General features: G+C 74.2%; 13 protein-coding genes. 9 read left to right on the plus strand and 4 right to left on the minus strand.

Annotated features, from left to right (window positions below):
• Window positions 1–15 precede the first annotated feature (15 nt).
• The gene (locus tag ACLQ2W_RS24805; protein WP_425789079.1) at window positions 16–1074 is read left to right on the plus strand and encodes a phosphatase PAP2 family protein; all 1059 of its coding nucleotides are present in this window, start codon (window positions 16–18) and stop codon (window positions 1072–1074) included.
• A gap of 21 nt (window positions 1075–1095) precedes the next feature.
• Here ACLQ2W_RS24805 and ACLQ2W_RS24810 read toward each other — a convergent pair whose 3' ends face one another.
• The 3 genes from ACLQ2W_RS24810 to ACLQ2W_RS24820 all read right to left on the minus strand — a co-directional run bounded on the left by ACLQ2W_RS24810 (window position 1096) and on the right by ACLQ2W_RS24820 (window position 3461).
• Window positions 1096–2577, minus strand: coding sequence for a PH domain-containing protein (locus ACLQ2W_RS24810; RefSeq protein WP_425789081.1), 1482 nt, complete (start codon window positions 2575–2577; stop codon window positions 1096–1098).
• A 76-nt stretch (window positions 2578–2653) separates the two neighbouring features.
• Complete coding sequence (locus ACLQ2W_RS24815) at window positions 2654–3181, minus strand: PH domain-containing protein (RefSeq protein WP_281938711.1); 528 nt, start codon at window positions 3179–3181, stop codon at window positions 2654–2656.
• A gap of 52 nt (window positions 3182–3233) precedes the next feature.
• The gene (locus ACLQ2W_RS24820) at window positions 3234–3461 is read right to left on the minus strand and encodes a hypothetical protein (protein ID WP_425789084.1); all 228 of its coding nucleotides are present in this window, start codon (window positions 3459–3461) and stop codon (window positions 3234–3236) included.
• A gap of 242 nt (window positions 3462–3703) precedes the next feature.
• Here ACLQ2W_RS24820 and ACLQ2W_RS24825 point away from each other — a divergent pair, with 242 nt between their 5' ends.
• From ACLQ2W_RS24825 to ACLQ2W_RS24855, 7 genes are all read left to right on the plus strand, one after another.
• A complete protein-coding gene (locus ACLQ2W_RS24825) occupies window positions 3704–4810 on the plus strand; it encodes an AAA family ATPase (RefSeq protein WP_107156856.1) in 1107 nt (368 codons plus the stop codon).
• Complete coding sequence (locus ACLQ2W_RS24830; RefSeq protein WP_281938715.1) at window positions 4789–5748, plus strand: DUF58 domain-containing protein; 960 nt, start codon at window positions 4789–4791, stop codon at window positions 5746–5748. The genes ACLQ2W_RS24825 and ACLQ2W_RS24830 overlap by 22 nt, the downstream gene beginning before the upstream one ends.
• Window positions 5745–6695, plus strand: a complete 951-nt coding sequence (locus ACLQ2W_RS24835; RefSeq protein WP_107156857.1) for a VWA domain-containing protein — start codon at window positions 5745–5747, stop codon at window positions 6693–6695. The genes ACLQ2W_RS24830 and ACLQ2W_RS24835 overlap by 4 nt, the downstream gene beginning before the upstream one ends.
• Before the next feature lie 556 nt (window positions 6696–7251).
• Window positions 7252–7956, plus strand: a complete 705-nt coding sequence (gene fabG / locus ACLQ2W_RS24840; RefSeq protein WP_405090334.1) for a 3-oxoacyl-ACP reductase FabG — start codon at window positions 7252–7254, stop codon at window positions 7954–7956.
• 26 nt (window positions 7957–7982) lie between these two features.
• On the plus strand, window positions 7983–8750 hold the full coding sequence (gene fabI, locus ACLQ2W_RS24845; protein ID WP_425789087.1) for an enoyl-ACP reductase FabI: 768 nt from the start codon (window positions 7983–7985) through the stop codon (window positions 8748–8750).
• A gap of 122 nt (window positions 8751–8872) precedes the next feature.
• A complete protein-coding gene (locus ACLQ2W_RS24850) occupies window positions 8873–9904 on the plus strand; it encodes a ferrochelatase (protein WP_425789089.1) in 1032 nt (343 codons plus the stop codon).
• A gap of 38 nt (window positions 9905–9942) precedes the next feature.
• Complete coding sequence (locus ACLQ2W_RS24855; RefSeq protein ID WP_425789091.1) at window positions 9943–10722, plus strand: HAD-IIA family hydrolase; 780 nt, start codon at window positions 9943–9945, stop codon at window positions 10720–10722.
• A 10-nt stretch (window positions 10723–10732) separates the two neighbouring features.
• On the opposite strand, the gene ACLQ2W_RS24860 is transcribed toward ACLQ2W_RS24855, so the two are convergent.
• Window positions 10733–11527: a hypothetical protein gene (locus ACLQ2W_RS24860; protein WP_425789093.1), complete on the minus strand. Its 795-nt coding sequence runs from the start codon at window positions 11525–11527 to the stop codon at window positions 10733–10735.
• A gap of 163 nt (window positions 11528–11690) precedes the next feature.
• Between ACLQ2W_RS24860 and ACLQ2W_RS24865 the strand changes: the two genes are divergently transcribed.
• On the plus strand, window positions 11691–12503 hold the full coding sequence (locus tag ACLQ2W_RS24865) for a DUF3097 domain-containing protein (RefSeq protein ID WP_425789095.1): 813 nt from the start codon (window positions 11691–11693) through the stop codon (window positions 12501–12503).
• The last annotated feature ends 77 nt before the right edge of the window (window positions 12504–12580 follow it).

A 12580-nucleotide genomic window follows, 5' to 3' on the forward strand; every position in this document is an offset into this window, starting at 1 on the left:
TTAACCTTGTCGGCGATGGCCGTGCTGACAGATCCCCCGCCCCCCGCCCCCGCCGGACCGACCGCGTCCCCCGACGGCGGGCGCCGTCGCGTGATCGCGATGGCTGTCTGGAGCGTCGCCTTCGTCGCCACCTGGCTCGCCATCGGCCTGCCCACCGACCCGGCGTACGCGTTCCTGTGGATCTGGGCCGGCACCGTCGCGTGGAACTCGAACCGCCCGTGGCGCAGCCACCTGCGCTTCGCCCGGGACTGGATCCCGGTGGTGCTGCTGCTCGCCGCGTACAACCTGTCCCGCGGGTTCGCCGACAACGGCGCGACCCCGCACGCCATGGAGCTGATCGTCGCCGACCGGTTCCTGACCGGATGGGCCACCGGCGGTGAGGTGCCGACCGTCTGGCTCCAGCAGCGCCTCTACGACCCGAGCCAGGTGCGCTGGTGGGACGTGCTGGTGAGCTGGATCTACTTCTCGCACTTCGTGGCCACGCTGGCCGCCGCCGCGGTGCTCTGGATACGCAACCGGCAGCGCTGGATCGGGTATATGGCCCGGTGGGGCTTCCTGTGCGCGGCCGGGCTGGTCACCTACTTTGTCTACCCGGCCGCCCCGCCGTGGTGGGCGGCCCAGAACGGGCTGCTGACCGAGGTGGCCCGGATCTCCACCCGGGGCTGGAAGGAGATCGGCATGCACGGCGCGGGCAACCTGCTCAACGCCGGGCAGATCGCCTCCAACCCGGTGGCCGCCATGCCGTCGCTGCACACCGCGTTCGCGCTGTTCGTGGTGCTGTTCTTCCTCCGCTCGGTGCGCAAGCGGTGGTGGCCGCTGCTGCTGGCGTACCCGCTGGCCATGACGTTCACGCTGATGTACAGCGGCGAGCACTACCTGATCGACGTGCTGGTCGGCTGGGCGTACGTGGGGATGACGTTCCTCGTGGTCGGCCTGGCCGAGCGCTGGTGGCGGGCCCGACGGGCCCGCCGGGACCCGACGCCGGCCGCCGTGACCGGCGTCACCGCGCCGGCCGCCGGCCCGGACACCACGCTCGCCGCCGACCAGGACGCGGTGCCCGCCGACCGCCGCTGACCGGCCCCGGGCGGCGCCGGGTCAGCGGCTCCGGTCGGCCGCCCGCGCGGCCTGCGCCCGCGCGGTCAGCTCCGCGGCCAGCTCCCACGCGTCGGCCAAGTCCCGGTCGACCGCCGCCGCGCCCGCCCCACCGGCGGTGTCCGCGTGCACGGTGGCCAGCCGCAGCCGCCGCTGCGCCGGCCCCTGGGTGACCCGCACGCTCTGGATCCGGGCGTACGGCACCAGCGTCACCGAGCGCGTCAGCAACCCGGACCGGGCCACGAAGACCCGCTCGTCGAGCCCGACGCCGACCACCGCCCGACTCAGCGGGCGCAGCCAGCGGGCCCGGCGCGGCGGCGGCGTGCCCGGCAGCGCGTCCAGCCGTACGCCGGGCAGCACCTCCGCCACCACCCGCTCGCCGGTGCCGGCGTCGCCGACCGGCAGCAGCCGGTCCGGGCGGTTCCGGTCGTCCGGCTCGCCGGCCGAGTAGCCGGCCACCTCCAGCCGCAGCCGCAACCAGCCCTTCATCCGCCAGAGCAGCGGCCAGGTCACCCCGACGGTCTGCACCCGGTGCAGCGGCACGGTCTGCACCCGCGTCTCCAGCAGCCCGTTGTGCACCCGCAGCGTGTCGCCGTCGGCGTCCAACCGGAAGCTCCAGTCGTCGAGCACCCGGCGGACCGGTTGCAGCAGCACGCCGGCCATCGCGGTCAGCGTGCTGGCCACCGCGATGAACGACCAGGAACCCTCGGACAGGAACTGCGCCACCACGAACGCCACACCGAACGGCAGCAGGAACGCCTGCGGCGTGAGCAACTGGCTGACCAGCAGATCCTGATTGCGTACGGCGTGCAGCCGCCGGCCGGCCGGGGCGGGCGTGGGTGGCGCGCCGACCGTGGCCGGCGCGGACGCCGGGGCGCGGCCGGCCACGGCGAGCAGCCGCTGGCGCAGCGCGGCGGCCTCGGCCACCCCGAGGTACGCCAGCGGCGCCTCGGTCTTGCCTCCGCCGACCACCTCCAGCCGCAGCTCCGCCAGCCCGGTGAGCTGGGCCAGCAGCGGCCGGACCACCTCCACCGCCTGCAACCGCTCCAGCGGGATGGCCCGGGTACGCCGCCACAGCAGCCCCTCGTACACCCGCAGCTCCCGGCCGACCACGTGGTAACCGGTGTTCCACCAGCTCACCACGGACAGCACGGTGGCGCCGAGGACGAAGACCGCGACCAGCACGGCGAACCAGCCGAACCCGACCCGGGACAGGGTCGACCAGGAGAGCCCGGCGATCACCACGACCAGCGACTTCGCGCCGTGCAGCGCGGGACTCAACGGGTGCAGCCGCTGTCGCGGCTCCGTCTCGCCCGCCGGCCCCCACGGCGCCGGCACCCACGCTCCGGGAGGCGGCGGCACCGGCTGCGGACCCGGGCCGGCCCACGGACCCGGGCCGGGCGGTGGGGCATGGTCGGGCGGTGGGGCATGGTCGGGCGGTGGACCGTGGCCCGGCGGTGGCGGCCACGACTGCCCGTTCGTCACGGCTCGCTCCTCGCGCTCGCGGTGCCGTCCTTCGTTCGCGGCTGCGGGGCTCGCAGGACCGGCTCGCTCCTCGCGCTCACAGGCCCTCCGCCCGGTCCTCGCCCAGCGCGGTGAGCCGGTCGCGCAGCCGCGACGCCTCGGCCGGCCGCAGGCCGGGCACCCGGGCGTCGCTGGCCGCCGCGGCGGTGTGCAACTGCACGGTGGCCAGGTCGAAGGCGCGCTCCAGCGGACCGGCGCTCACGTCGACGAACTGCATCCGCGAATACGGGACGATGGAGAGCCGCCGCACCAGCAGGCCGTGGCGCACCAGCAGGTCGTCGGCGCGCTCGGCGTACCCCCAGGCCCGCACCGCGCGCACGATGGTGACCACCCGCCACGCGGACAGCAGAAGCGCCACCGCGACGGCGGCGCCCAGCAGCCAGTGCCCGGAGAGCGCCCAGGCCGTGCCGAGCACCACGAGCGCCACGGCGAGACCGATGCCGAGCCGGATCAGCTCCACCCAGATCAGGTCGCGGGAGATCGGCTGCCAGCGGACCGTGTCCGGCCAGGGCTCCAACGGGCCGGGCGGGGACGCCGGCCGGCCGGCGTGGCCGTCGGCGCTCACCGGGGGGAACCGCCGCGTCCGCCGGCGGCGCGGAATCCGATCGTCTGCGCGCTCACGCTTCGAGCGTAGGCGATCCGGGCAGCGGCACCACCTCGCGCAGGAAGCCGCGCGCGTCGAGGAAGTCACCAAGCGAGGCGCGGTGCGCCGGGCAGGCCAGCCAGGTCTTGCGCCGGTCGGGCGTGTGCAGGCGGGGGTTACGCCAGCGCAACTGGAACACCGCGGGGGCGCGACACCCCCGCGCCGAGCAGATCGGCGCGTCGTCAGGGTGGGGAGTGGTCACCGGGGCGAGTCTAGAGCCGCACACCGGGGAGTTTTAGCGCCGGGCGGCCACGGGGGGAGCCGCCCGGCGACGGGGTGAATCGTACACGCGCCGGACCCCTTGTTGTCCACCCGTGTTCAGCGTTTTCCACCGGACTCCGACGGCGTGGCGAAAATCGTGCCTCTCCCACCCTCGGCTCTCAGCAAGGCATGACAGTCTTGACACGCACCACGCCGCGACGACTACCCAGCTGTGGAGGACCGGTGGCCCAGCCGACCACGCCCGACGTGCCGAACCCGACCGAGGCGACGCCGGACCCGCCGCCCCCGGCCGTCACCACCCCGGCGCAGGACGCCACGCTGCTGGAACGTGCGCTGTTCGAGATCAAACGGGTGATCGTCGGGCAGGACCGGATGGTCGAGCGGATGTTCGTCGCGCTGCTGGCCCGGGGGCACTGCCTGCTGGAGGGGGTGCCCGGGGTGGCCAAGACGCTCGCCGTGGAGACGCTCGCCCGGGTCGTCGGCGGGTCCTTCGCCCGCGTCCAGTTCACCCCCGACCTGGTGCCCGCCGACATCATGGGCACCCGGATCTACCGGCAGTCCAGCGAGAAGTTCGACGTCGAGCTGGGCCCGGTCTTCGTCAACTTCCTGCTCGCCGACGAGATCAACCGGGCGCCGGCGAAGGTGCAGTCGGCGCTGCTCGAGGTGATGAGCGAGCGGCAGGTCTCCATCGGCGGTGAGTCGCACCGGGTGCCCGACCCGTTCCTGGTGATGGCCACCCAGAACCCGATCGAGCAGGAGGGCGTCTACCCGCTGCCGGAGGCGCAGCGGGACCGGTTCCTGATGAAGATCGTGGTGGGCTACCCGACCGACGCCGAGGAGCGGGAGATCGTCTACCGGATGGGCGTGGCCCCGCCCGAGCCGGCCCGGGTGTTCGACACCCCCGACCTGATCGCGCTCCAGCGCAAGGCCGACCAGGTCTTCGTGCACAACGCGCTCGTCGACTACGCGGTCCGGCTGGTGCTCGCCACCCGCGCCCCGGCCGAGCACGGGATGCCCGACGTGGCCCAGCTCATCCAGTACGGCGCCAGCCCGCGCGCCTCGCTCGGCCTGGTCCGGGCCACCCGCGCGCTGGCGCTGCTGCGCGGCCGGGACTACGCGCTGCCGCAGGACGTGCAGGACATCGCGCCGGACATCCTGCGCCACCGGCTGGTGCTCAGCTACGACGCGCTCGCCGACGACGTGCCGGCCGACCACATCGTGCACCGGGTGATGTCGACCATCCCGCTGCCCGCGGTGGCGCCCCGTCAGCAGGCCACACCACCGCCACCGGCCGTGCCGCACAACGGGTGGCCCGGGCAGCGCCCGTGACGCCGCCCACCCGGCTGCCGGCCGCCGGCGAGCGCTCCGGCGCCGTGCTGGCCCGGCTCCAGCTCATGGTCACCCGCAAGCTGGACGGGCTGCTCCAGGGCGACTACGCCGGCCTGCTGCCCGGCCCGGGCAGCGAGGCGGGGGAGTCCCGGGAGTACCGGCCCGGCGACGACGTGCGCCGGATGGACTGGCCGGTGACCGCCCGCACCACCATGCCGCACGTGCGGCGTACGGTGGCCGACCGCGAGCTGGAGACGTGGCTGGCGGTCGACCTCTCCGCCAGCCTCGACTTCGGCACCGGGCGGTGGCTCAAGCGGGACGTGGCGGTCGCCGCGGTGGCCGCGCTGGCCCACCTCACCGTGCGCGGCGGCAACCGGATCGGCGCGGTGGTCGGCACCGGCGCGACCACCGGTGCGCCGGGGACGCTGCTGCGGCTGCCCGCCCGGGGCGGACGCAAGGAGGCGCAGGGGCTGCTGCGCGCCGTCGCCGGCACCGAGATCCGCCCCGGGCGCAGCGACCTCGGCGCGCTGGTGGACGCGCTCAACCGGCCGCCCCGCCGGCGTGGCGTGGCGGTGGTGATCTCCGACTTCCTGTCGCCGCCGGCGCAGTGGGGCCGGCCGCTGCGTAAGCTGCGGGTCCGCCACGACGTGCTGGCCGTCGAGGTGGTCGACCCGCGGGAACTCGAACTGCCCGACGTGGGGGTGCTGCCGGTGGTCGATCCGGAGACCGGGGAGCTGCACGAGGTGCAGACCGCCGATCCGGGACTGCGCCGCCGGTACGCCGAGGCGGCGGCCGCCCAGCGCGGGGCGATCGCCGCCGAGATGCGCGCCGCCGGCGCGGCCCACCTGCGCCTGCGTACCGACCGAGACTGGCTGCTGGACATGGTGCGTTTCGTCGCCGCGCAGCGGCACGCCCGTACCCGAGGGACGACCCGATGATCCGTTTTCTGCAACCGTGGTGGCTGCTGGCCGTGCTGCCGGTGCTGGCGCTCGCCGCCGCGTACGTCTGGCGGCAGTTGCACCGCCGGCAGTACGCGCTGCGTTTCACCACCGTCGACCTGCTGCGTACCGTCGCGCCCAAGGGGCTCGGCTGGCGGCGACACGCGGCGGCGACCGCGTTCCTGCTCTGCCTGCTGGTGCTGGCCACCGGGCTGGCCCGACCGGCGATCGACACCCGGGAGCCGCTGGAACGGGCGACCGTGATGCTCGCCATCGACGTGTCGCTGTCCATGCAGGCCGACGACGTGGCGCCGAACCGGCTGGAGGCCGCGCAGGAGGCGGCCAAGCAGTTCGTCGGCGAGTTGCCGGAGAGCTACAACCTGGGGCTGGTGTCGTTCGCCAAGTCGGCGAACGTGCTGGTGCCGCCCACCAAGGACCGGGGCGCGGTGACCACCGCCATCGACGGGCTGGTGCTGGCCGAGGCGACCGCCACCGGGGAAGCGGTGTTCACCTGCCTGGAGGCGATCCGGTCGGTGCCGGCCGACGGCGCCGCCGGCATCCCGCCGGCCCGGATCGTGCTGCTCTCCGACGGTTACCGCACGTCGGGCCGCTCGGTGGAGGAGGCGGCCGCGGCGGCGCAGGCGGCCAACGTGCCGGTCTCCACCATCGCGTTCGGCACCGACTCGGGCCAGGTGGACATCGGCGGTCAGCTCCAGCGGGTGCCGGTGGACCGCAGCGCGTTGTCCCAGCTCGCGGAGACCACCCAGGGCTTCTTCTACGAGGCCGCCTCGGTGAGCGAGCTGAAGCAGGTCTACCAGGACATGGGCAGCTCGATCGGCTACCGCACCGAGCCGCGCGAGGTCACCCAGTGGTACGCGGGGGTCGCGTTGCTGCTGGCGCTCTGCGCCGGCGCGCTGAGTCTGCTGTGGACGTCCCGCCTGATCTGAGCCGGGGCGGGCCGGCGGTGGTCAGTGACCGCCGCCGGCCAACACGAAGAGGACCGCCACCCAGACGGCGGCGAGGGTGAAACCCAGCGGTGCGGCGTAACGGCTCATGGTTGTGCTCCGTGGCGACTTCGGCCCGGTGAGGCGGGCCGTGCGGGGGACCGGGGGACACACACGAAGTCGTGACCGGGTGCTCCGCCGCGCGGCAGGGCCACCCCCGGCGGTGGACGCCGGAGAGCGGGTGCGGTGCGGAGGGCGGGAAGCGGGTCAGCCGCGTCGACCGAGCCGTGGCTCAGCGGGGCTGACGGTGGGCCCGGCCACGACTGGGAGGATCGCTATCTCGCACAGCGATCACCTCCTGCGGTCGGCGGAGCCCGGAGCGCGGGCGCAGACCGGCCCGCAGACAGTGATCAGCGTACACCGGGGGTGGCGGTGTCGCGCGCCGGGCCGGGCGGGAGGACACGGCCCGGCCGCTGAGCTGGGCGGGTTAGCGCTTACCTGTCGGTAACCCCTAGGCTCGCCACCGACCGAGAGATCAGACCGAGCTTCAGGGGGACCCGTGGCCCGTACCGTGCTGGTGACCGGCGGAAACCGCGGCATCGGTCTGGCCATCGCGCAGGCATTCGCCAAGCAGGGTGACCGGGTGGCGGTGACCCACCGGAGCGGGGACGCGCCGGAGGGGCTGTTCGGGGTGCGGTGCGACGTGACCGACGCCGAGTCGGTGGACGCCGCGTTCGCCGCGGTGGAGGCCGAGCTGGGCCCGGTGGAGGTGCTCGTCGCCAACGCCGGCATCACCGACGACACGCTGATCATGCGGATGTCCGACGAGCAGTTCACCCGCGTGCTCGACACCAATCTGGCCGGCTCCTTCCGGGTCGCCAAGCGGGCCTCGACGAAGATGCTCCGGGCCAAGTGGGGCCGGATGATCTTCATCTCCTCGGTGGTCGGCCTCTACGGCGGCGCCGGCCAGGTCAACTACGCCGCGAGCAAGGCCGGCCTGGTCGGGGTGGCCCGCTCGATCACCCGTGAGCTGGGCGGGCGCAACATCACCGCGAACGTGGTGGCGCCCGGCTTCATCGACACCGACATGACCGCGGCGCTGCCCGAGGAGCGCCGCACCGAATACCGCAAGGCCATCCCGGCCGGCCGGTTCGCCCAGCCGGCGGAGGTGGCCGACGTGGTCACCTGGCTGGCCTCGGACGCGGCCGGGTACATCTCCGGCGCCGTCATCCCGGTCGACGGCGGCCTGGGCATGGGTCACTGACTGACGAGAGCACGGAGGAAATGCGCATGTCCGGACTCCTGGCCGGTAAGCGGCTGCTGGTCACCGGCGTCATCACCGACGCCTCGATCGCGTTCTCCGTGGCGAAGCTCGCCCAGGAGAACGGCGCCCAGGTCGTGCTCACCGGCTTCGGCCGCCTCTCCCTGGTGGAGCGGATCGCCAAGCGGCTGCCCGAGCCGGCGCCGGTGATCGAGCTGGACGTCAGCAACGACGAGCACCTGGCCGGGCTGGCCGACAAGGTGCGCGAGCACGTCGACGGCCTGGACGGGGTGGTGCACTCGATCGGGTTCGCGCCGCAGAGCTGCCTCGGCGGCGGGTTCCTCGACGCGCCGTGGGCCGACGTGGCGACCGCGTTGCAGGTCTCCACGTTCTCCTACAAGTCCCTCGCCATGGCGGCGTTGCCGCTGATGTCCGCCGGCGGCGCGGTGGTCGGCCTCACCTTCGACGCCACCAAGGCCTGGCCGGTCTACGACTGGATGGGCGTGGCCAAGGCCGGGCTGGAGTCCGCCTCCCGCTACCTGGCGTTGCACCTGGGCAAGCAGGGCATCCGCAGCAACCTGGTGGCCGCCGGCCCGCTGCGCACCATGGCCGCCAAGTCGATCCCCGGGTTCAGCCAGTTCGAGGAAGCCTGGTCCGAGCGCGCGCCGCTGGGCTGGGACCTGTCCGACTCCGAGCCGGCCGCCCGGGCCTGCCTGGCGTTGCTGTCCGACTGGTTCCCGGCCACCACCGGCGAGATCGTGCACGTCGACGGCGGCTACCACGCCCTCGGCGCCTGAGGTGTGAGGCGGGGCCCCTTCTTAACGCATTCTGCATAAGAAGGGGCCCCGCCTCACACCCGTTACCGCGCTGAGCAGGGGGCGTCGCACGCGCGTCACGGCGGGCGGGGAAGAATGGGGCCATGGCGTACGACGCGTTGGTGCTGGTCTCCTTCGGTGGCCCGGAGCGGCCCGAGGACGTGCTTCCCTTCCTCCAGAACGTGACCCGCGGCCGGGGGGTGCCGCCGGAGCGGCTGGCCGAGGTCGCCGAGCACTACCTGCACTTCGGTGGCGTGTCCCCGATCAACCAGCAGTGCCGCGACCTGCTGGCGGCGATCCGGGCGGACTTCGCCGCCAACGGCGTCGACCTGCCGGTCTACTGGGGCAACCGCAACTGGGACCCGATGCTCGCCGACACGGTGGCGCAGATGCGCGACGACGGGATCACCCGCGCGCTGGCGTTCGTCACCAGCGCCTACGGCGGCTACTCCTCCTGCCGGCAGTACCAGGAGGACATCGCGTCGGCGCGGGCCGCGGTCGGTGCGGACGCGCCGCTGATCGAGAAGCTGCGCCAGTTCTGGGACCATCCGGGCTTCGTCGAGCCGCACGTCGACGCGGTCCGCGCCGCGCTGGCCCAGCTCGACCCGGCCCGGCGGGACAGCACCCGGCTGGTGTTCACCGCGCACTCGATCCCGGCCTCGGCGGCCGCCACCGCCGGCCCGCACGGCGGCCGGTACACCGCCCAGATGGAAGAAACCGCCCGGCTGGTGCACGCCGCCGCCGCGCCGGACCTGCCGTACGACCTGGTCTGGCAGAGCCGGTCCGGCCCGCCGCAGGTGCCGTGGCTGGAGCCGGACGTCAACGACCACCTGACCAGCCTGGCCGAGCAGGGCGTGACCGGTGTGGTGGTGAGCCCGATCGGGTTCGTCTCCGACCACCTGGAGGTGGTCTGGGACCTGGACACCGAGGCGCTGGAGACGGCCAAGCAGCTCGGCCTGGACTTCGTCCGCGCCGGCACCCCGGGCACCGACCCGCGCTTCGTGGCGATGGTCCGGGAGCTGGTCCTGGAGCGCACCGCCCCGGACGGGGAGCGGCTGCGCCGCCGGCTCGGCGAGTTGCCGGCCTGGGACACCTGCCCGGCGCTGTGCTGTGTGCCCGCGGCCCGCCGGCCCTGAGCCCGACCGACCACCGACACACCCCTGGGGACGACACGATGCATGACCGCAAGCCGGTGCAGAGCTGGCTCACCGACATGGACGGCGTGCTGGTGCACGAGGGGCAGCCGGTGCCCGGCGCCCCGGAGTTCGTCCAGAAGCTGCGCGCCTCGGGCAAGCCGTTCCTGGTGCTGACGAACAACTCCATCTACACCCCGCGCGACCTCCAGGCCCGGCTGGCCCGGATGGGGCTGGACGTGCCGGAGGAGGCGATCTGGTCGTCCGCGCTGGCCACCGCCCAGTTCCTGGCCGACCAGCGGCCGGGCGGGACCGCGTACGTGATCGGTGAGGCCGGCCTGACCACGGCGTTGCACGCGGTGGGGTACGTGCTCAGCGACTTCGCCCCGGACTACGTGGTGCTGGGGGAGACCCGCACCTACAGCTTCGAGGCGATCACCAAGGCGATCCGGCTGATCGACGACGGCGCGCGGTTCATCTGCACCAACCCGGACGCCACCGGCCCGTCGGTCGAGGGCGCCCTGCCGGCGGCCGGCTCGGTGGCCGCGATGATCTCCAAGGCGACCGGCGTGGAGCCCTACTTCGTCGGCAAACCCAACCCGATGATGATGCGTTCCGCGTTGAACACCATCGACGCCCACTCGGAGTCCACCGCGATGATCGGGGACCGGATGGACACCGACATCCTGTGCGGGCTGGAGGCCGGGCTGGAGACGATCCTGGTGCTCACCGGCATCAGCACCCGGGCCGAGGCCGAGCGGTACCCGTACCGGCCGTCCCGGATCGTCGACTCGGTGGCCGACCTGATCGACGAGCTCTGAGCCGGCGGGCCTAGAGCCGCAGCGGGGCGTTGCAGGCGGCGACAAGCGCCTGCCGGCAGGCGGTGGTCAGCGGTCGGAGCGCCGCGTCCCGCTGCTGCGCCTCGTGGGTGTTCACCGCCCCGCCCGGGGCGCTCTCGCCGGCCAGGGCGAGCACCCGGTCCAGCACGGCGGCACGGGCGAACAACCGGCGGGACCGTGGGTCGAAGCCGGGTGGCAGGTCGGTGGTGCCGTCGGGGCGACGCAGTGCGGCGAGCGCGCCGGCCAGCTCGGGCCGCCACTGGGCGACGTCCAGCCGGGTCAGGGCCGCGGTCGTCTCGGCCAGCGCGGTGGCCAGTTCGGCTTCGGCCTCCGCCGCGCCCGGCGCGGTCAGGGACGCCTTCGGCGCGTCCGGCGGCAGCGCGTGGACCCGCCACAGCACCGTCTCCCAGGTCATCCCGGAGCCGGAGGTGTGCGTGCGGACCTCCGGCACCAGCCCGAGCCCGCTGGCCACCACCGCCTCGCCGGCCAGCAGCGCCGCCCCGGCGAACGCGCCGGGCCCGGGCAGCCCGCGCGGGTCGCCCGGTGCGGGCAGGACCAGGCGGATCTCGTCCGGGGAGTGCTTGGCCAGGCTGGGCAGCGCCTCCCGCAGCGACACGTCGGTCCAGGTGCCGGGCGCGTCCGCGACGAGGTGCTCCTCGTCGCCGGCGATGGCGTCGGCGACCTCGTCGAACGGCACCAGGCCGGCGCGCCAGGCGCGTACCCAGGCGACGAACCGGCTTGACCGGCGCGCAGCCAGCGTGGCCGCGCCCGTTGCGGGGGAGGACATGCGGAAAGGGTACGTGGTGGCCGCCGCCGCTGTCTCGGCTGCCGCACGGGTGGCGTGGCCTGCCCCCAACTACCCCGTTCGCACCGTTTCGTATGCCCTCGGGCGGTGCCCGGACCGGCGCGTCGGCGGGCGAGCCGCAGGCCCGGTGACTAGCGTGATCGTCATGGCGGGGCGATACGACGGGGACGTGCTGGCGGGCGACTGGCGGAGGCGGAAGGTGACCCCCGAGGTCGACGCCGAGCCCGACCTGGTGGTCGAGGACGCCGACTCCGGGTTCTGCGGCGCGGTGGTCGGTTTCGACTCGGGCGCCGTGGTGCTGGAGGACCGGCACGGTCGGCGGCGCAACTTCCCGCTGCTGCCCGCCGCGTTCCTGCTCGACGGCCGGCCGGTCACGCTGCGCCGCCCGGCCCGCGCCCCGGTCCCGGCCGCCCGGCGGCGGACCGCCTCCGGCTCGGTCGCCGTGGACGGCGTACGGGCGCAGGTCGCCAAGGCCAGCCGGATCTGGGTGGAGGGTGTGCACGACGCCGCGCTCGTCGAGCGGATCTGGGGCGACGACCTGCGGATCGAGGGCGTGGTGGTGGAGCCGCTCGACGGCATCGACGCGCTCGCCGACGAGGTGCGCGCGTTCGCGCCCGGACCGGGCCGCCGGCTCGGGGTGCTTGTCGACCACCTCGTCCCCGGTTCGAAGGAGAGCCGGATCGTGGCCCGGGTGACCTCGCCCCACGTGCTGGTCACCGGTCACCCCTACGTGGACGTGTGGCAGGCGGTGCGACCGGCGGCGCTGGGCATCGCGGCGTGGCCGGTGGTGCCGCCCGGGCAGCCCTGGAAGGAGGGCGTCTGCGCCGCGCTCGGGGTGGCCGAGCCGGCCGACATGTGGCGGCACATCCTGTCCCGGGTGGACAGTTTCGCGGACGTGGAGACGCCGTTGATCAACGCGATGGAGCGGTTGATCGATTTCGTCACCTTGCCTGGGTGAGTGGTTGCGGTCGGGGCCGGGGGCGACCGTGCCCGGCTCCGGGCGGTCAGGCTCTGTCTCTTATACACATCTCGCAG

The organism is Micromonospora sp. DT227 (genome assembly GCF_049841835.1).
Classification (GTDB): Bacteria; Actinomycetota; Actinomycetes; order Mycobacteriales; family Micromonosporaceae; genus Micromonospora.

Excerpts from the sequence above, each read along its gene's own strand:
- ACLQ2W_RS24855 (WP_425789091.1), top strand. The coding sequence starts at position 9,943 with ATGCATGACCGCAAGCCGGTGCAGAGCTGGCTCACCGACATGGACGGC.
- ACLQ2W_RS24865 (WP_425789095.1), top strand. The coding sequence starts at position 11,691 with ATGGCGGGGCGATACGACGGGGACGTGCTGGCGGGCGACTGGCGGAGG.
- fabI (WP_425789087.1), top strand. The coding sequence starts at position 7,983 with ATGTCCGGACTCCTGGCCGGTAAGCGGCTGCTGGTCACCGGCGTCATC.
- ACLQ2W_RS24850 (WP_425789089.1), top strand. The coding sequence starts at position 8,873 with ATGGCGTACGACGCGTTGGTGCTGGTCTCCTTCGGTGGCCCGGAGCGG.
- ACLQ2W_RS24835 (WP_107156857.1), top strand. The coding sequence starts at position 5,745 with ATGATCCGTTTTCTGCAACCGTGGTGGCTGCTGGCCGTGCTGCCGGTG.
- ACLQ2W_RS24860 (WP_425789093.1), bottom strand. The coding sequence starts at position 11,527 with ATGTCCTCCCCCGCAACGGGCGCGGCCACGCTGGCTGCGCGCCGGTCA.
- ACLQ2W_RS24805 (WP_425789079.1), top strand. The coding sequence starts at position 16 with ATGGCCGTGCTGACAGATCCCCCGCCCCCCGCCCCCGCCGGACCGACC.